We start from the raw sequence: 17,296 nt of genomic DNA on the forward strand, positions 1-17,296 counted from the left end.
AATAAGAACCACTTAAAAGAAGAATCGTTAGCTCTGGCTATCCCAGGCACAAGAGAATCCGATCCCCAACCCAGGGAACTTCTCCCAAAAAGCCTAAAGTAGAGGGTGTTTTGAAACCCGATTGTGATAATTTGGAAAGAAAAAATTTCGATATTTTGCTTTAGATTGCCTTATGCAGGGAAAATACTTGGACCCAGGGATCTGTAGATGCCGATAAGTAGTAAGAACCCAAAAACATCGTCCAATAGAGATTTATGACCCTAAGAAAATATTCCGTCTTCCTCTATATTTCGGTTTTATTCTTCCAGTCCCCCGCTTTTGCCCTGGGAACCTATTCGGAAGGCTGGACGGTCGCAAAATTAATCCAATTTGAGAGCCGAGGGATCGTTTACGAATCCTACGAAGGTGTAATAGAAGTTCTTACCTATGATCCGGCTGAAGAATGCGACGAGGCGAGAGACGAATGTTATATGCCTATGCGCAGAAAGGCAAATATTAGTGTTCGCCCAGAAAATGCAGATGTCGTAAATTTTCTGATGAAAAATTTGAACCAAACAATTGTCGTTCAGTTCAATATCCACAGGATCCAGCCTGTTTCGCTTTCTAGCAGCATAGAAATAATCAGCGCACAATATCAAGAAAATGTAATACCTCATACCACGCCTGTAAAAGATCCTAGTGGAAGAATTACGGTTTGGGTACAGGCCCACGATACTTCGCATCCGATCGATAAAATGGTAACTCGTAAGACCGGAGGAAAAAGGAACTTCTCCGTAATGGGAAGGATCCTGAGTTTAGAATATAAAGGAACTATTGTTGGGACTTACGAAGGTCTTTATATGGATGAGTCTAAAGGAAGAATACATCCATTCTCTATAACTTCCGACGAAATGGCTGAATTTGCCTGGAAGGCGATGAAATATACCGGTAAATACTATCTGGGAGTTTCAGTGGCTTTTGTAACCGGTGTCAGAGAATCACATTACGATATATTTGAGATCAATTTCAGGGAACCGGCAGGTTCTCAGGAAAAACCTAAAAACTAAAATTGCTTAGGTAAGATTTAGAATCCGAAGTAAATTGTCTGCAAACCAGATAGCCTTCGTTTCCGGTCAGAACAAGCACCTCTATATTACCTGAAAAATTTCCGGATAGATCTTCTCTGATGTAAACATTAGCATCCGTAAGTTCCACAGGAGCTTCTAATCCGAAATGAAGGATGTCCCAAGCCAACTCTTCTTTCCAAAAACTTTCGTCTACCTGGTTACCCTTCTTCCAGCCTTGTTTCAGAAAAAGTTCAGGAGAAACTTTCAAATTAAAATGAGCATACACATTATGATCGGAAGCTTCGGCAAAAATTCTTAAATTCCGAGTGTCTGCCAGCTTGTGAGCCTCAACATAATAGGCAGCGTCCTTTACCATTCCTAAGGAGGGATCTTGGATCTCGTACAGATCTCCCTCACAATTCGAACTCAGTATGAAAGAGAGCACAAACAATAGGGAATAAACGAAATGCCGGAACGAGAGTCTCATATACTATTATACGTATAATTTTAACATAGGTGGGCAGAGATTTTTTCAGAATTTCGACGGAAAACCGATTTGGAAAGAAATTTCTGACTTTTTAGGACACTAAATCCTAACCCAAACTATATAGGAAATCGGACCTAAGTATTTAAAAATCCCTCCCATTTTTAGAATTGACAAAACTTCTCAACTATTTCGATGTCTAAATAAATGAAGCCCGATTATGTAATTCATTTATTATCCAGAACCAGGGACCGGATCCAAAAACATTTGTCCGAGGAATTCCTGAAGCAAGGGATCCTCGACCTGGTTCCAGCTCATGGCGGAGTACTCTTCATTTTAGGCAAAGAAGGTCCGCTAACCATGAGTGAATTGGCAAAGATGTTGGACAGGACCAATTCAACAGTGACGGCCCTTTTGGATAAAATGGAGGAATTCGGCTATGTTAAAAGATCCAAACCTTATGAAGACGAAAGAGTAACTTCCGCAGAATTAACGGACAAAGGAAAACAAACCTTAGAAAAAGTCCAAAAAGCATCCAAAGCGACGCTCGCAAAACTTAGTCTGAATTTAGAGCAGAGAGAAAAAGAGGAATTCATGCGAATTTTAACCAAAATCCATTCGAATTTCGATCTATGATGTAAATTTTTTTACATGAATATTTCGACATCGAAATAAATAGGAGAACAACTATGTTTGAAGGTAAAACCGCGGTAATCACCGGATCAGCCAGAGGTATAGGCAAAACGATCGCCAAAATGTTTTTGGAAAGAGGTTCCAAGATCATTCTTTCGGATCTAGAAGATTCCAATTGTAAGGAAACAGCAGAAGAATTGGCAAAGTATAATTCGGAAGGAATCTTTTGGAAAACCTGTGATGTGACTTCTAAAAATCAGAACAAGGAATTGGCGGAATTCGCAATCGAGAAAACCGGAGCCTTGGATATTTGGATCAATAATGCTGGCGTGGTCCAAGACGATCTTCTATTGAGAATGTCGGAAGAAAAATGGGAGAAGGTTCACTCAGTGAATTTGAAAGCAGCTTTCTTCGGGATCCAAACTGCTGCAAAGTTTATGTTAAAGAAACGTTCGGGTAGGATTGTTAACATAGGATCTGTTTCCGGATTTTATGGAAATGCTGGACAGGCAAATTATTCCTCCGCGAAGGCAGGACTATTTGCTCTCACGAAATCTGCTGCCAGAGAACTCGCATCCCGAAATATCACTGTGAATTGTGTGGCTTCCGGTTTTATCAATAATCGATTTGCCGAACATGTCCCTGAGGAAATTAGAAATTCTATTTTGGATTCTATTCCTCTAAAGATCAAAAGGAATCCGGAAGAAGCGGTTGCTTCTGCAGTTGCGTTCCTTTCATCTGAAGAAGCGGATTGGATCACCGGAGCAACTCTCCGAGTGGACGGAGGAATGTTGATCGGCTTTTAGACCGAATACTCATTTTATAGTTTTACGGACAGGTAAGAGAAGAATTCAAAAAATCTCTTGCCTGTTCTTTTGTAAGAAGCGACTTAACACTTTAGATTATCTTCTTCTTATTATATGAACTCTCTTACGAAATATTGTCATTACGTTCTTTCACTCGAAAAGGACCAAGATCCTGAAAATAAAATTTATCACGACACTGAATACGGTTTTACCTTAAAATCCGATGATGAGCTGTTCGGCAGGCTTATTCTGGAGATCAACCAGGCAGGCCTCTCTTGGACCACGATCTTAAGGAAAAAGGAAAATTTCCGCAAGGCTTACAAAGACTTCTCAATTAAAAAGATCTCAAAGTTTTCCGAAAAGGATTTCAATCGCCTGATGAACGATGCCGGGATCATTCGAAACAGGCTTAAAATAAACGCTGCCATTCATAATGCGAATGTGGTCATAGGCCTCCAAAAAGAATTCGGAAGTTTCCAAGACTGGTTGCATTCTCATCATCCTAAATCATTGGAAGAATGGACCAAACTGTTCAAAAAAACTTTCGTTTTCGTGGGCGGAGAGATAGTGAATGAATTTTTAATGAGCACCGGATATTTGGAAGGAGCTCATGGACCAGGCTGTCCCATCTATAAGAAAGCTCTAAAGTCAAAACCTGCTTGGAATTCCAAAAAGAAAAAATAGATCTATTATCCTAAGATGAAATCACGTCCTTCTTTTGAAAAAATCAAAACCATCGCTGAATTCGAATCTTATTATTGGTACAGAGAAGAATTACAAGATATCTGTTTGGCTTTACAGATCTCTGCCAAAGGAGCCAAAGCTGAACTGGAAGAAAGGTTAAGATCGTTTCTAACATTAGGCAGAGAGAAATTCCTCAAAAAGGAGAATTCTTCTAAAAGCTCCAGTTCCGTTCGCAGAAAAAATAAAAGTGAAAAAGAGATCACTCTCAAATCCAAAATTATTCCGGAAGGAATTCGTTTTGATTCCAAATTCAGAGAATTCTGCAGAGAATATTACGATCTTAAAAAATTCAATTTTACCAAAGCAATGGCAGAAGCAGTTCGAGATGCGGAGAAGATCGGAAACCTAAAACTCTCCGTCAAAGATCTTTTGAAGGTGTATGAAAATCCTCCCAAGGAAGAAAGACCTGACGACCGCGTATTAAGATGGAATCGTTTTGTAAAAGATTTTCATTCTAATCCGAAAACTTCTCCGCTTAAAAACAAACTGAATATCGCTGCATTTTTATGGGGGAAGGTTCGAGACAGAGCAGGTAGTAAAAAATTTGATCCGTCTCTTTTGGAAGAATTTGCAAAAGAAATCCAAATATTGGAAGCTAAGAGCAATAAGTAATGCTAAATCTGTAATGAAAATCAGGTTTTCTGCTGGAAGACTATTCTAACTCGTTATAAAATAACTTTCCAGACAAATGAAAGTTAAGTTGTTCTTATTCTCTATTCTATTTTGTTTCGCAATTAGTTTTCCTTTTTTATTGGGAGCCCAGTCGGAAAGTAAGGTAGTATGTTTAAACTGGGAAAAAGATTTTCCCAGAATCGATTCTAAACTCTATTTAGAGATTAGCGGATTAGAATTGATTCTCAGTCCTCCATCCGGCGCGATTATGAGAAGCAGAAGACCGGGAGAATTAGTACCGGTTATACATGGATCTTATAAAACGGAAGGAAACAAACAAGTACTCATCGAATTTCCATACGAGCCCGCCGACCCGGATGAATGTTCTTTTAATTGTAAGGAACAATCGCATACACTCCGTTCCAACCGAAACCCTGAAGAGGTATTCGACAGTTGTGTCAAATCATGCAGGGACAACACAAGTTTCAAATATGGAAAGGATAAATTTAAGCTGAATTTGAAATTCAAAATTTATCGGGATGAATCAGACACTTTAAGGATAGATTCCGTTTCTTATAAAGATCTGAATCCTATTACCGGAAAATTAGCTTATTCTTTCCCTCATTATTTTGCGGGCGATCTGGTAGAATGTGCTAATTCTATTTGGGATTAGTATATTTTAAAAATATAATATTATCTATCCAATGACAAAAGTGCTTTCTCTAATCGATTTATATGTTTGAAGTCTCCGGACATTCCATATAACTGCAAAGCGCCTTGGTAATAAAAAAGAATACTTTCCGAAATTTCTTTTAACTCGGAACTTGTTTTTACCTTTTTAGAGCTCCAAGTAATTTCTTTTAAACAAAGTTCGAAATCCTGTACCCAACGATTCAATGCGACCTTTACAAAATCTGAGATCTCAGGCTCGTCATGGGTCTGGTTGGATAAATTCGCATAAGGACAGCCGTAAATATAAGTATTTTTCAGACCTCTTCTCAACATCTTCATCCAAGATCCGATAAAGTCCGAATAATTTTTTTCTCTCTTTGCAATCCTTTTAACAAAACCTAATATAGCTTCTTCTTGTTCCAAAAGGTAAGCTTTGCCCAGATCCCTTTTTGAAGGGAAATGGATGTACAGGCTCTTCTTAAAGGCTCCCGCTTCTTCTAAAATTTCGTTTATTCCTGTGTTGGGATAGCCCTTGGAATAAAATAATTTGAATGCAGCCTTTAAGATCCTGTCCTTGGCCGGATCTTCCGATCGAATTAAGTCCTTTTGGATTCTCATCTTTTTTCTATTCTGATTATAATTCTGGTAGACTGATCTGTCTACCAGAATTTATTCTGGCACCTATGGAGTAGACCACTTTGTCTACCGGAGGCTTTTTATGAGGCTCATGGAAAAAACAGATAAAATCATCACATCCTTCGCTGTTCCTGTCCGCAAATCGGATATAGACGTAAACGGACATGTAAACAACGGGACCTACCAAAGTTATTTCGAAGAAGCAAGGATCAAAACCTTTGAACTTTTAAAGGAAGAAGGGGAAACGATCCTAAGTTCAGAGCGCTTAGTAGTCCGCCTATGCGAGATAGAATACAAGGCAGAGTTAAAATATCCTGAAGATGCAGTTGTCACTACGGACATTCTTCATTCCGATCCTGAATCCACAGAGATTATGCAGGAAATTTTCCGTGCCTCCGATTCAACATTAGTATGTAAGGCAAGATTCGTATTGAGCCTTTTTGACGATTCGGAAGAAGTTTTATATTCCGAAGAAGATTATCCTTATGCGTTCTATCATCCGGTTAGCGTCGGTTGGGCAGAAATGAATCCGGAAGGTAAGGTAAATCTAGAAACGATCCAGTACTATCTAGATGACGCAAGGATCCGTTCTTCTTATCAGTGCGGACTGGACTTACATGCCCTGCAAGCAAAAGGTATCGGCCCAGTGGTTTACAAAGCCCAGTTGAATTACTTCGACTCTATGGGTTTTCCAGACGATTTTGTGATCGTAACTGTTTATCAAAAAGCTGAGAAGAATAGATTAGCATTTCGTCATGATGTGTTTTCTAAAAAGACTAAAAAATTGATCCTCACTTCTTTAGTGAACGGACTCTTTATGGATCTAAAAAGAAAAAGACCTCATCAATTCACCGAAGAAGAAATGAAAATGATCTTCAGCGTGAAGAATAAGCCTATCTTTGATTGAATTTATGATTTGAAATTTCACTAACTTAAGGAGAGGGTATCTTCGATGAGATTCGAACATTGGAGCCCTCTCCATTTTATTATTCTTTTTCTTACTGCATTCTTCGGCTACGGCCTGCCTTATTTCGGCAAGAAGTTCGCTTCTTCCAAAACCAAAAACACGATCGGCTATATTCTCGGAGCTATTCTTCTTTTAAACTATTGCGTTTATGTAATATATAGAATTAATTCAGGTTATTGGCAGATACGTTATGATTTGCCTATGGAATTTTGTAATTGGTCTGCAATCGTAACTTCTCTGGCTCTTTTTACTCGGAATAGAACTCTTGCGGAACTTTCTTATTTTTGGGTAATTGCTGGTTCAATGCAAGGAGTGATCACCCCGGATCTTTCCGTTACATTTCCACATATTTACTTTTTTATATTCTTCATCGCTCATTCCGGCTTGGTGATTTCCGCTTTTTATGTTGTATTCGGCTTAGAGTTAACCCCTAGGAAAGGAGCGGTGCTTCGATCCGTTCTTTATAGCCAGATTTACGTTGCCGTCGCTTTGGTCATAGATTTCGCATTGGATGCAAACTACGGATACATGAGAGAAAAATCAGCAGCCGGTTCTTTAATGGATTATTTAGGTCCTTGGCCTATTTATATTCTTTGGATGCAGGCTTTGGGAATGATCCTATTTACTATTTTATATCTTCCGTTCTGGAAGAGAAATGCAGAAGGTTAGATTATTCGGACTCTATTCTCTCTACAGCATCTACCGGAATGATCAAGTTCCCGTCTGGTCTTAATACTACGTAGAAACTATCTTGCTGGTAGATAATTCCTCTTTCCATGGATCCGTCTTTTAGATAAAGAATACGAACTTCTTGAGAGATTGCGTGCGGAGCACCTGGACCCTTGCTGTTTAAGATATCGGTAATAGATGCCTTATCCACCTTCTTAACCAACTCCATCAGTTGTTCTCTTTCTTTCAGGTCTTTTGGTGGGAAACGGACCATACTCGCAAACTTTCTCTCCAGGTCCGCTTTTTCGTCTGGAAGTATTTTTTTGAGAGAGTTCTTAAGCTCTTTTGGAGATATCAGGAACGGATCCTTTGGAAGAGAATCCACATGAGGTTTGAGACTCTTGATTAAAGTCTCGTCAAGCTGAGCACTTGGCTGGGACTTTTTACTCGCCTTGATAGAATCTTCGATCTTTTTCAGACCTTTCATTCTTGCGGGAGAGAATCCTTGCCATGCAAGCTGTTGTCCTGATTCTATAGTTAATTGTTGTTTATCAAATAAGATCGGATATTCTTTTGCGAGTAGAGCAATTTCTTCTTTGGTCAACCAACTAGAAACCGATTCCCAGAAGATCGCGCTTCCGGATTCAAATCTGACTTTTCCTTCTAATACTTTTACTGAAAGAGAAGAATCGGCGCGTCCTTTGTTGACAGAGACCTTGGTTCCTTCTAAGATCAATTTGAAATCATTAGAACCGATGGAAATATTTTCCGAGTCTTTAGGACCTTGGCTATCCAGAAGAATTGTGCCATATCCAAGAGATACGTGAATTGCATTTTCTTTACGTTCCGCAGTAAAGTCTGTGTCAGGTAAGGCTCTTAGAGAAACACTCTTTTCTCCTTCTAACTGAACGTCGCATACGGAAGATTTACCGGATACGATCCTTTTACCGGAGACATCTTCTCCTGCTTGGGAAGCTTTACCTTCGATTGAACAATCGCCATAAGAATAAGTGAACTTATCCAAAGTGGCTTCGCCCTTTTTGATCTGAGAATTCTGATAGAAGTATATTCCAAATACTGCAAATACCAATGCCGCGACTGCGAGATAGATCGCTGGTTTAGGGAAAGGGAGGACTTTTTTATAAGAAGTTTGAGGCGAAAGGTTTTTTAACTCCTGGGAGGCACCAGAAGTCCTGAGTTGGGATTGGATCTGGGTAATTTTTCGGTATTCGGCCGCTCTTTCAGGGTCTTTTAATACGATCTCTAAAAGTTGTTTTTTCCCGGTAGCGTCCAACTCACCGGAAAGATATGACTCTAGTAGGTCTTCGAAACTATTTGACTGTTGGGTATGTAATGCCATCTTATAGTCCGATCCCTTCTGCTTCTAGATGCGTCCTTAATAATCTGAACGCACTAAGCAAACGACGACTAACGGTCCTCTCAGATATTCCGAGAGCGTCCGCAGTCTCCTTGAGAGTTTTCTTTTGGATTTCCTTCAGTAATATTATACTCTTTTCCGGCTCAGGAAGACGTGAAACCCCATCTTTTAAAGCTAAATTGAGAGAATTTTTCTCCAATTCCAGAGGATCCTCATGATTCCCCCCAGAGAGCTCCGGAAAGTTCTCTACATTAATTGAGACGTTCCCCGTCTCCTTCTTTGTACGATTGAAATGTTTAAAATATAGGTTTTTAGCGATCGTGCAAGACCAAGAGGAGAAACTTCCCCTTTCGGAATCGAAACGATCCATGACCTCAAAGGCCTTTAAGAATGTCTCTTGGGTCAAATCTTCGGCAATTTCAGGATTTCCTGAGAGTTTTAGCAGGAAATGATATACTGTGTTCTTGCAGGACTCGTATAAAGTAATGAATTCCTGTTGGGAAAGACCTTGCATTTGTAGTTCAGTCGGGCCGAAAAAAAGGATTTCTACTTATTTTTGGGATATTCCCATTCAGCGGAAGCAGAAAAAATAAGGCCCCCGAAAATCGAGAGCCTTACCTTTTTAAATTACGTGGCGGCTTGCCCGCCCCGTAATTTTAGCGCAAGAACTGGAACTTTTCGTTATCAGTCCAAGCACAAGGCCATTGGACTAAGAGACCTCCGTCTCCAGTTGCGCCGCCTGCAATATCCAAACACTGGCTGCTATGTTTTGCTTGGAGAGCAAAGAATCCATCTCCATAAGAGAGTAATTGGAATCTCTGGTTGTTTCCTCCACCGCAAGAATATTGGATCACATTCATTCCTGCTGCAGTAGATCCTCCCTTCACATCGAAACATTTGCCGCTATGTTTTGCGATAAATTTGAAGTATCCGTCACCTGTGGATTCAAGTAACCATCTTTGGTTATCTTGATTTACATTGGTCCATTGGTACAGATTTACTCCGTCAGCAGTACTTATGCCAGGAACATCAATTACCTTGCCGCTATGTTTTGCAGAAATTGCGGAATAATCCGAACCGGTAGGATCGTTTACGAAAGGAATACTTCCTCCAACGGAAGATTTACCACAACCATCAGAGCCACAACCTGCATTGGAACGCCAGTCTCCTCTTTCCATTGGGTGACCGATCCCGTCAAAACATCCGCTTCCTTGGCAATTCATCCAGCTAGGAGCGTCTCCGCCTCTTCTCAACTTAACTAAGTTGTTCCAAGTATCTTGATGATAATCATTGCCGCCTGGATTTCTGAAATCCTCGAAGTATAAACAACCACCGGATCCGCCGTCGTCATGGAATGATCCATGCGCATTCTTACCAACGTAGGCAACTGGGTGAGTACCGTTCGCAACTTCAAAACTGCCGATCTCTTTGGAATACCATCCAGAGTGTTGAGACCAAGCAACTCGTTTCATTTGTCCGTTTACTACTAGTACGCTCATTCCTTCCCAGTCAGCCGCGTGGCTTCCGAAGCTTAGGAAACAAGTACTTTGCCAAGCATAGAAGAACCAGTATCTAATCAGAACTGCATTCGTTCCAACAGAAGAAGCTTCATAGAAAATAGGAACTTGGTTGTTCGAGATTGTAGAATAATCCTTATTACAAAGATCTTGAGCGGAAACTCCTGCAGCTCTTTGAGTGTAATAGGTTTGAGGATCACTAGTAAAACATTTTCCAGAATCTCCGGAACCTGTAGTAGTCTCTTGATCGAATCTCAAGCGAGGAGCGAATTGTTGCGCAAGTGCATCATAATCAACACTTGGTCCACCGTTATCCGCTTGGCAAAGATATAAGCTCATACTATCGCAATAGCGACCATTACAACTTGCACCTGCAATATACATGGATTCAGGAGCTACGAATTTTCCACCGTCTTCTTCCGAAATACCTGCAGTCCAATAACAATTGTTTCTTACTCCATTATTGTTCAGCTGAGAACATTTTAAGGAAACGTTATCGCAATAGCTTCCGGAACATTTGATCCCAGTAACAAATGCGTTATTATCGCAAACGCGATAGTTGGTTCCTTCTTCAGAAAACCAATCTGTCCACCAGCTATTGGTATGAGTGTATCCGGACTCGCTTGCGAGAAGATTTACATCATCGCAATAACGACCGCTGCATTTCAAACCACGAGTTAAGAAAGTAGGCCCTGTTTCAATTGGGTTCGCACCATCAGTGGTCCAATTCAACCAATGTGGGGGAAAAATCTCGTTATGAAAATAAGTGCTGGCTGTGCTAAGTAACTTAGATCCATTTCCGCTTTTAGAAGGAAGAAGGCTAGAAAGAATTCCTAACTCCGCTCCGTTCGACGAGGACTTATCGCCGCAAGCCATGAATGACCCGCCGAGAAGTCCGATGATTACCAGAGTATTTACACCCCGGATGATGATTCTCTTCATTATGATCCCTCTTTAGTTTTAATGTGGAGGTTTTATGTATTTAAACGACAAGGTAATATAAGCATCTTAATTCTCACTTATTTTCGAAACGATATTATATAATTTCTGAAATAAATAAAATTTTTATTTATTAAGATTGTTCGATTATAATGAGTAAAGTTCGTTCTGTACTATATAAAACAGAAGGGCCGGCACTAAAGGGATGTATTAAGACTTGCTGCCCTTCTTCTTTGAAGAAGCAGCTTTTAAATTTTTAGGATCTGTGTCTTTGCTCATACGGATCAATTGTGGGCCCATAAATTTTAGGAATTCTTCTAAGAAGCTAACAAATCCCTTAGAAGCTCTGTTCTCGCTAATGAAGATCAAGATCCTACGAATTGCAGGATCTTCCGTTAGATCACCTAGTGCAGTTTCGTGTATATTTTTCTTATCTTTATCCAGAAATGCTTTTAATTCTAAACGAAAGAATAAACAAAGATTGATAAAATCGTGAGTAAGAAGTCTGGATTCACCTCTTTCAATTTTTCCTAAAAGATTTGGATTGAATGGAACTCCATATTCTTTTTTGAGCGCGTCCGCAAGTTCCTTTAAAGATAGGCCCTTTTCCATCCGGCAATATCGGAATACGTCGCCTATTTTAATATAAATTGATTCGATGGAGCCGTTTTCCATATTTCGGACACTCAAAAATGTCTAGAATAGAATAAGATCTGCAAAGCTGCTCTGCTTCGAATCGAATTCTTTTTCTTCGGATTGACTTGGCTCGATTTGCGATGAATTTTTTGTTATAGAGTATTTTAGTTACTTTTATATAATTTTTATTCTTTTTACTACTTTTGCACTTTTTCCAAGTGTTGTTCATTCCCTAAATCTTAGGGATTATTTCTTTCCTGAGAAAAATTTCAGACTCTAGAATTTAAGATTCAAAATTTGGTTTGGGGCTTTGTTGTATAATTAGAATGGAAAAAGATAGAAAAGAACTAGACCGCATTATCTCCCATCCTTCCATCTGCGGAGGTAAACCGGTTATCCGGGGAACCTCGATCCGAGTTTTAGAAATATTAGATATGATTTTTTTAGGATTTGGATACCGCGAGATCCTGAACGAATATCCGAATATTAAGGTTTTGGATATCGAAGCCTGTTTGGAATACGCTTCTAAAAGATTACATTCTCCGATATTAGATAAAGCAAATCGAGAACTTCCGAGAGAATTTGCATCTTCGGAATTACGAAACTCCGATCGTAGAGTTTCGTAATTAGAAAGGTCGGAGGATTAGAGCCTTTCTCCTAAGATCGGTCCTCCGACTTTTTGCATCATTCTTTCTTTAGTTAAGATCAGATCCTCTCTATTGTCTGCGGCCATCTCTGCAGGACCATCCAAATAGATCGCTCCTTTAGGACATGCCTCTTCGCACAGTCCACAGAATATACAACGTAATAGATCAATCTCGAACTTTTTAGCGAACTTATCTTCCGGATGAAGGTGTTGGATCTCAGGAGTTACATGTCCTGCTTCTATCTTGATTGCATCGGCAGGGCAAATCCACATACAACAGAAACAACTTGTGCATCTTTCTCTGCCTATCTCGTCGCGCTTCATGGTATGCATTCCACGGAAACGAGAAGAGAACTTTCTTTTCTTTTCAGGGAATTCTAATGTAACCGCGCCTTTTAGAAAAGCAGCTTTGATAAAATGTTTTAAAGTGATCCATAACCCGTTCGCGATGGAATAGGAATATAATCTTTGGTACCAAGCGGGTTTGTGTTTTGCCGCTACATTAATTACATTAACGGTTCCCAACGGCTGCCTCTCTATGGTTAGAACGTAATTCTAACGTTTTCTTTTCCAATAAGGAGAAGATTTCCGCAGAGCTTGATAAACCTTTTGGTGCTTCCATAGATTTATTGAAGTTCTGGATCCATCCCTTCTTATTCGTAAAACTTCCGCTTTGTTCTGAATAGGCTTTGATCGGTACGGAATATTTTGCCTTAGTCACATCTTCCGTAAGATTCGTTTCCAAGATTACTATAGATTCAGAAGGAACGCCAGCTAAGATTTCGGAAGCTTTTTCTTTAATTACAAAGATCAGATCGAATTCACCTTTAGAGGCAGAAGAGCGAATAGAATCTATTCCTTCCGCAGAAACAAAACCGGCATCTACCGCACCTTTAGTGTTAGGTCTTTGGTCCGTTGTGTACAAGAAATCCACTTGTTCAGGGTCTTTGTATTGTTCGGAACTTACTCTAGCTTCGGTTACGAATGCAACTCCAAGTCTGGATAAAGATTCTTTAATAGCTTTTAAGTTCTGATCCGATTCGTGGGCTCCACCTATGACAGCGATCTTTTTGGATTTGGAAATTTTTTCAGAGATCTCATCCAAAACAGTACTACTAATACTTGCCTCTCCATTTTTGTAAAAGGAGAATAGTCTGTTGGTGTTTAGCCAATCCACGTTAAATCTTCCCTTATCACAAAGGAAATACTGGTCCTTCTCCTCGTCTATACGAGGCATATAGCGGAACATTTTATTATCCCGCACATTTGTATAAGTTTTACAACCAGTGCTACATCCAGTACAAACGGACTCTTCCGATTTATACCACCAAACCCTGGATTTGAATAATGTTTTATGATTTAATAATGCTCCGACCGGACAGATATCCGCAAGCGCACCTTGATAATTATGATTGATAGGCTCTTCTTTTGCGAGACCTATAATAGAATGATACCCTCTTTCGAAGAGTCCCAGGTTGGATTCTCCCACCATTTCTTCCTCAAAACGGACACAACGATAACATACGATACAACGATTGTGATTAATGATCAGGTTGGAACCGATCTCTTCCTGAGGAATATTCCGTTTTTCTAATGTAAATCTGGAATTCCCTTTTCCTTCTTTGAAGGAATTGTCTTGGAGCTGGCATTCTCCTGCCTTATCACAGACAGGACAGTCTAAAGGATGGTTTGCGAGTAGGAACTCCATCGTTCCTTCTCGAGCTTCTTTGACTCTATCGCTTTTTGTGACGATAGAAAGTCCTTCGGTGACTTTAGTATTGCAGGCAACTTGTAAGCGGGGGATGCCCTCTATCTCGATAAGACACATGCGGCACATGCCTACCACGGATAATTTAGGATGATAACAGAAAAACGGAATATCTACTCCGACATCTTTAGCGGCGGATATTAGATTTTTTTTCTCGTCGACCTCGTATTCGATCCCGTCTATCTTTATCTTGACCACTCGAACCTCCGTTTTTCTAAACAAGCCAGGCGCCAAATCTCAATTGAAACGTACTATTCCAAGTTGGCAACCCGTTTCTAGATCGCAAAGATGTGAGAGCCTGTCTCAGATTCTTAAAGCCCATTGCAGACTAAGAGACGAATTCAGAGTTTTAGATCTCTGTAATAATCCGGAATTTTAGCCCATTTCTGGAACCACTGCGGATTCATCGCTCTTTGGTATAGATATGCGTCTACTAGAACCAGGTTTATCGCTGCTTCCACGATCGGAACCGCTCTTGGAAGAACGCATGGATCGTGTCTACCTTTCGCTTCCAGTGTGGTTTCTTTGCCTTCGATATTTACAGTATTTTGTTTTTTGAAAATGGTAGAAGTAGGCTTAAACGCTGCTCGGACTACCAAAGTTTCTCCGTTGGAGATCCCACCTTGGAGTCCCCCGGAATTATTTGTACGGGTCCGGACTCTTCCGCTTCCTTCTTCCACATAAAACTCGTCGTTATGAGTGCTTCCGGTTAGAAGAGTTCCAGAGAATCCGGAACCTACTTCGAAACCTTTGCAGGCAGGAATGGAAAGAATTGCCTTTGCTATGTCCCCATCCAGTTTGTCATACACTGGATCTCCAAGACCCGGAGGAAGATTATAAGAAGCAGAGCGGATAATTCCGCCTACGCTATCTCCTGCTTCTTTCATTTCTAAAATGAGAGAGCGCATTTTGTCTGCAGCCTGAGTGTCCGGGCAACGAACTTCGTTTACGTCCACTTCTTCTCTTGTTTTAGGATAATTGTTCTCTGCAATTTCGGAAGAGATGGTCCCAATTGTGTCCACCCAAGCGACTGTTTTGACTCCCAGATCGTCTTCTAAGATCATCCTGGCAATCGCACCCGCGGCAACTCTTGCGATTGTTTCTCGGACGGAGGATCTTCCTCCTCCTACGTGAGCGCGGAATCCGTATTTGGTCTGATAAGTATAATCTGCGTGAGAAGGACGGAAAGTTTCTCTTAAATTTTCGTAATCTTTAGAGATCGTGTTCTGATTGTTTACGATCAATGCAATCGGACTTCCGATCGTTTTTCCTTCAAAAACCCCGGAGAGAACTCGAACTGTATCCGATTCATCCCTAGGAGTGGTGAGTTTACTCTGTCCGGGTCTCCTTCTGTTTAAATCCTTTTGGATCTCCTCCAATCGGATCGGAATTCCTGCAGGAACACCCTCTACAACAACCCCCACGGCTTCGCCATGAGATTCTCCGAACGTACTGACTTTGAATATTTTACCCCAACTGGAAGGCATACAGTACCAGAAAACAGGAGACCACCAACGGAAGAAAGTAGGATTCCAAAGTGGAAAGGAAAACCGGATCGTTTACGCGACAGATTTCGGAGCTGTTTTGCGATAACTTTTATCGATCAGATCGAACAAAGGAGGATCCAATTCAGGATCTATCGCATAAATCACCCTTCTTGGGTCGACTGCGTTGGCAAGATTGAAGACAGCTTTTCTTGAATCCGGACGGAAAGTTTTACGATCGTAGCCTACGATCTTGATCTTTCCTTTATTCGAGAAGACAGGTCTGATCGTTCCAACTCTTTCTAAAAGAGGACGAGTTTGATTTTTGTTAATTTCTTTGATAACGCAGGTCTCGAAATGGATCTTATGCTGAGAATCCGTAGAAACGACGATCACATAGTCACCCACATTCAGAACACTTTTATTCTCGCATAAACTCAGAGCCATAAAATCGAAAAATTCCTTAACCACTCTTTCGTTATATGAGAAAAAACTGTTATTCAAGATCAACTTCATGGCGGTTATAGGAGAATATGCCGGTCTCCAATTCTGAGTACTGCTTAAAGAGGCAAACTCTCCCGCAATAGATATAATTGCCGGATCATCTTCACTATAAGAATTGCTTTGAAGAAGATATAATTGTTTCTGCATATCTTCTACAAGTATACTTCTGGAAGGATCGTTCTTATATTTTTCGTAATATTCTCCTAGTCGTTTCACTAGGAAAGTTGTAGAAGGATAGTTATTGTTCAATCCTTCTCCTCTGTACGGTCTATGGCTGTTTAATACTGCGGTTTTTACAGGACTTTGGATAGAAGCCAAGTTCCCGATCATCAAATAGCTGACGATAGGATGATTTTTCACGTATTCGAATTCTTCCGTGCTTAGGTTTCCATGTTCCGGAAGTTTCATTCTGACTTTGCCTATATCTACCATATAAGCGGCCATCATCAGGTTTAATTGTTGCGCTTTAGAATTCTCGCTGTCCTTAACGGAGATCGCTTTTAAACTCCTCAGCTTCATAGCCATAGAAATGACTGTTCTTTTGGTCAGAACTTCGGAGTCGGTTTCCACGCCGGCGGATTTCATTACTTCGATAACGTTGACCAAACCTAATTCGACATCTTGGCTGTTCGCAAAATCGTCTAGGATTCCATCGATCGCCTTTGCGACATTCTTCACATGATTTCCGTTTAAAGGATAATCTCTCAGGTCTTTGAGAAGATCGGAAGCCTGCCTTGCCATTTGCAAGGTCAGGTCAGGATTCACTAATTTGATATAAGAAACTTTTTTGCCGTTTACTGCGTCCGGTTGTTCGGTATGGATCCCAACTTTATGCCTTTCTGAAAGAAGGTAATAAATTCCTTGTAGTTCGAACTTTTGGAGTTTATTAATATCCGCTTCGCTAGCGTTGTCTTTGCGATGAATTAAGATCTGCCCGTTCTTATTGTAAAAATCTACGGGGATAGTTTGATTTTCCTTAAACTGTCTGATTACTTCCGCATTGAACTCAAATCTTTCAAGTCTGAGAGGATCGATTGGACCGCTTTGAAATTGAGTCATTGTAAAAATCCATACGCATTACCAAAGGGCTAAAAATATAAGCCCAATGTACATAACGTTTAAGTAAGATATCTGTTTAGTAACAAAGAAATGATT

At 40.3% G+C, this 17,296-nt stretch carries 19 protein-coding genes; 9 read left to right on the plus strand and 10 right to left on the minus strand.

The window, feature by feature from the left end; genetic code table 11:
• The first annotated feature begins 254 nt into the window (after positions 1–254).
• Positions 255–1,046, plus strand: a complete 792-nt coding sequence (gene lsa26 / locus LPTSP_RS13345; protein WP_108929205.1) for a surface adhesion protein Lsa26 — start codon at positions 255–257, stop codon at positions 1,044–1,046.
• Here lsa26 and LPTSP_RS13350 read toward each other — a convergent pair.
• Entirely contained in the window at positions 1,036–1,533 is a 498-nt protein-coding gene (locus LPTSP_RS13350; RefSeq protein WP_108929206.1) for a hypothetical protein, read from the minus strand. The genes lsa26 and LPTSP_RS13350 overlap by 11 nt on opposite strands.
• Before the next feature lie 204 nt (positions 1,534–1,737).
• On the opposite strand from LPTSP_RS13350, the gene LPTSP_RS13355 reads away from it, so the two are divergent.
• The 5 genes from LPTSP_RS13355 (at position 1,738) to LPTSP_RS13375 (ending at position 4,998) form a co-directional block, all read left to right on the plus strand.
• The gene (locus LPTSP_RS13355; protein ID WP_108929207.1) at positions 1,738–2,166 is read left to right on the plus strand and encodes a MarR family winged helix-turn-helix transcriptional regulator; all 429 of its coding nucleotides are present in this window, start codon (positions 1,738–1,740) and stop codon (positions 2,164–2,166) included.
• 53 nt (positions 2,167–2,219) lie between these two features.
• A complete protein-coding gene (locus tag LPTSP_RS13360; protein ID WP_108929208.1) occupies positions 2,220–2,969 on the plus strand; it encodes a glucose 1-dehydrogenase in 750 nt (249 codons plus the stop codon).
• Positions 2,970–3,083: 114 nt separating this feature from the next.
• Positions 3,084–3,653 (plus strand): DNA-3-methyladenine glycosylase I, encoded by a 570-nt coding sequence (locus LPTSP_RS13365; protein ID WP_108929209.1) that lies wholly within the window; start codon positions 3,084–3,086, stop codon positions 3,651–3,653.
• A gap of 15 nt (positions 3,654–3,668) precedes the next feature.
• Positions 3,669–4,325 carry an SAP domain-containing protein gene (locus LPTSP_RS13370; protein ID WP_108929210.1) on the plus strand — a complete coding sequence of 219 codons (657 nt, stop codon included), beginning with the start codon at positions 3,669–3,671 and terminating at the stop codon, positions 4,323–4,325.
• A 76-nt stretch (positions 4,326–4,401) separates the two neighbouring features.
• Positions 4,402–4,998 carry a hypothetical protein gene (locus tag LPTSP_RS13375; RefSeq protein ID WP_108929211.1) on the plus strand — a complete coding sequence of 199 codons (597 nt, stop codon included), beginning with the start codon at positions 4,402–4,404 and terminating at the stop codon, positions 4,996–4,998.
• A 20-nt stretch (positions 4,999–5,018) separates the two neighbouring features.
• On the opposite strand, the gene LPTSP_RS13380 is transcribed toward LPTSP_RS13375, so the two are convergent.
• Positions 5,019–5,615: a TetR/AcrR family transcriptional regulator gene (locus LPTSP_RS13380; RefSeq protein WP_108929212.1), complete on the minus strand. Its 597-nt coding sequence runs from the start codon at positions 5,613–5,615 to the stop codon at positions 5,019–5,021.
• 100 nt (positions 5,616–5,715) lie between these two features.
• Between LPTSP_RS13380 and LPTSP_RS13385 the strand changes: the two genes are divergently transcribed.
• Positions 5,716–6,540, plus strand: coding sequence for an acyl-CoA thioesterase (locus tag LPTSP_RS13385; RefSeq protein ID WP_108929213.1), 825 nt, complete (start codon positions 5,716–5,718; stop codon positions 6,538–6,540).
• A 45-nt stretch (positions 6,541–6,585) separates the two neighbouring features.
• The gene (locus LPTSP_RS13390; protein ID WP_108929214.1) at positions 6,586–7,269 is read left to right on the plus strand and encodes a YwaF family protein; all 684 of its coding nucleotides are present in this window, start codon (positions 6,586–6,588) and stop codon (positions 7,267–7,269) included.
• A 1-nt stretch (position 7,270) separates the two neighbouring features.
• Here the strand turns inward: LPTSP_RS13390 and rsx are convergent, their stop codons facing one another.
• The 4 genes from rsx to LPTSP_RS13410 form a co-directional block, all read right to left on the minus strand.
• Entirely contained in the window at positions 7,271–8,629 is a 1,359-nt protein-coding gene (gene rsx, locus LPTSP_RS13395) for an LIMLP_03685 family anti-sigma factor (RefSeq protein WP_108929215.1), read from the minus strand.
• Between the two features lies 1 nt (position 8,630).
• Entirely contained in the window at positions 8,631–9,161 is a 531-nt protein-coding gene (locus LPTSP_RS13400) for an RNA polymerase sigma factor (RefSeq protein WP_008590710.1), read from the minus strand.
• 142 nt (positions 9,162–9,303) lie between these two features.
• Positions 9,304–10,995, minus strand: a complete 1,692-nt coding sequence (locus LPTSP_RS13405) for an RICIN domain-containing protein (RefSeq protein WP_108929911.1) — start codon at positions 10,993–10,995, stop codon at positions 9,304–9,306.
• Between the two features lie 318 nt (positions 10,996–11,313).
• Positions 11,314–11,715: a hypothetical protein gene (locus LPTSP_RS13410; RefSeq protein ID WP_108929912.1), complete on the minus strand. Its 402-nt coding sequence runs from the start codon at positions 11,713–11,715 to the stop codon at positions 11,314–11,316.
• Positions 11,716–12,065: 350 nt separating this feature from the next.
• Between LPTSP_RS13410 and LPTSP_RS13415 the strand changes: the two genes are divergently transcribed.
• On the plus strand, positions 12,066–12,365 hold the full coding sequence (locus LPTSP_RS13415; RefSeq protein WP_108929216.1) for a DUF433 domain-containing protein: 300 nt from the start codon (positions 12,066–12,068) through the stop codon (positions 12,363–12,365).
• A gap of 17 nt (positions 12,366–12,382) precedes the next feature.
• On the opposite strand, the gene LPTSP_RS13420 is transcribed toward LPTSP_RS13415, so the two are convergent.
• The 4 genes from LPTSP_RS13420 to LPTSP_RS13435 form a co-directional block, all read right to left on the minus strand.
• Positions 12,383–12,910 (minus strand): NuoI/complex I 23 kDa subunit family protein, encoded by a 528-nt coding sequence (locus LPTSP_RS13420; protein ID WP_108929217.1) that lies wholly within the window; start codon positions 12,908–12,910, stop codon positions 12,383–12,385.
• Positions 12,897–14,351: an NADH-quinone oxidoreductase subunit G gene (locus LPTSP_RS13425; protein WP_108929218.1), complete on the minus strand. Its 1,455-nt coding sequence runs from the start codon at positions 14,349–14,351 to the stop codon at positions 12,897–12,899. Before LPTSP_RS13425 ends, LPTSP_RS13420 begins: the two co-directional genes overlap by 14 nt.
• Before the next feature lie 143 nt (positions 14,352–14,494).
• Positions 14,495–15,640 carry a chorismate synthase gene (aroC, locus tag LPTSP_RS13430; protein ID WP_108929219.1) on the minus strand — a complete coding sequence of 382 codons (1,146 nt, stop codon included), beginning with the start codon at positions 15,638–15,640 and terminating at the stop codon, positions 14,495–14,497.
• A gap of 72 nt (positions 15,641–15,712) precedes the next feature.
• Positions 15,713–17,200, minus strand: a complete 1,488-nt coding sequence (locus tag LPTSP_RS13435) for an HD-GYP domain-containing protein (protein ID WP_108929220.1) — start codon at positions 17,198–17,200, stop codon at positions 15,713–15,715.
• Between the last annotated feature and the right edge of the window lie 96 nt (positions 17,201–17,296).

The sequence above is a fragment of the Leptospira johnsonii genome, assembly GCF_003112675.1.
Taxonomy (GTDB): Bacteria; Spirochaetota; Leptospiria; order Leptospirales; family Leptospiraceae; genus Leptospira_B; species Leptospira_B johnsonii.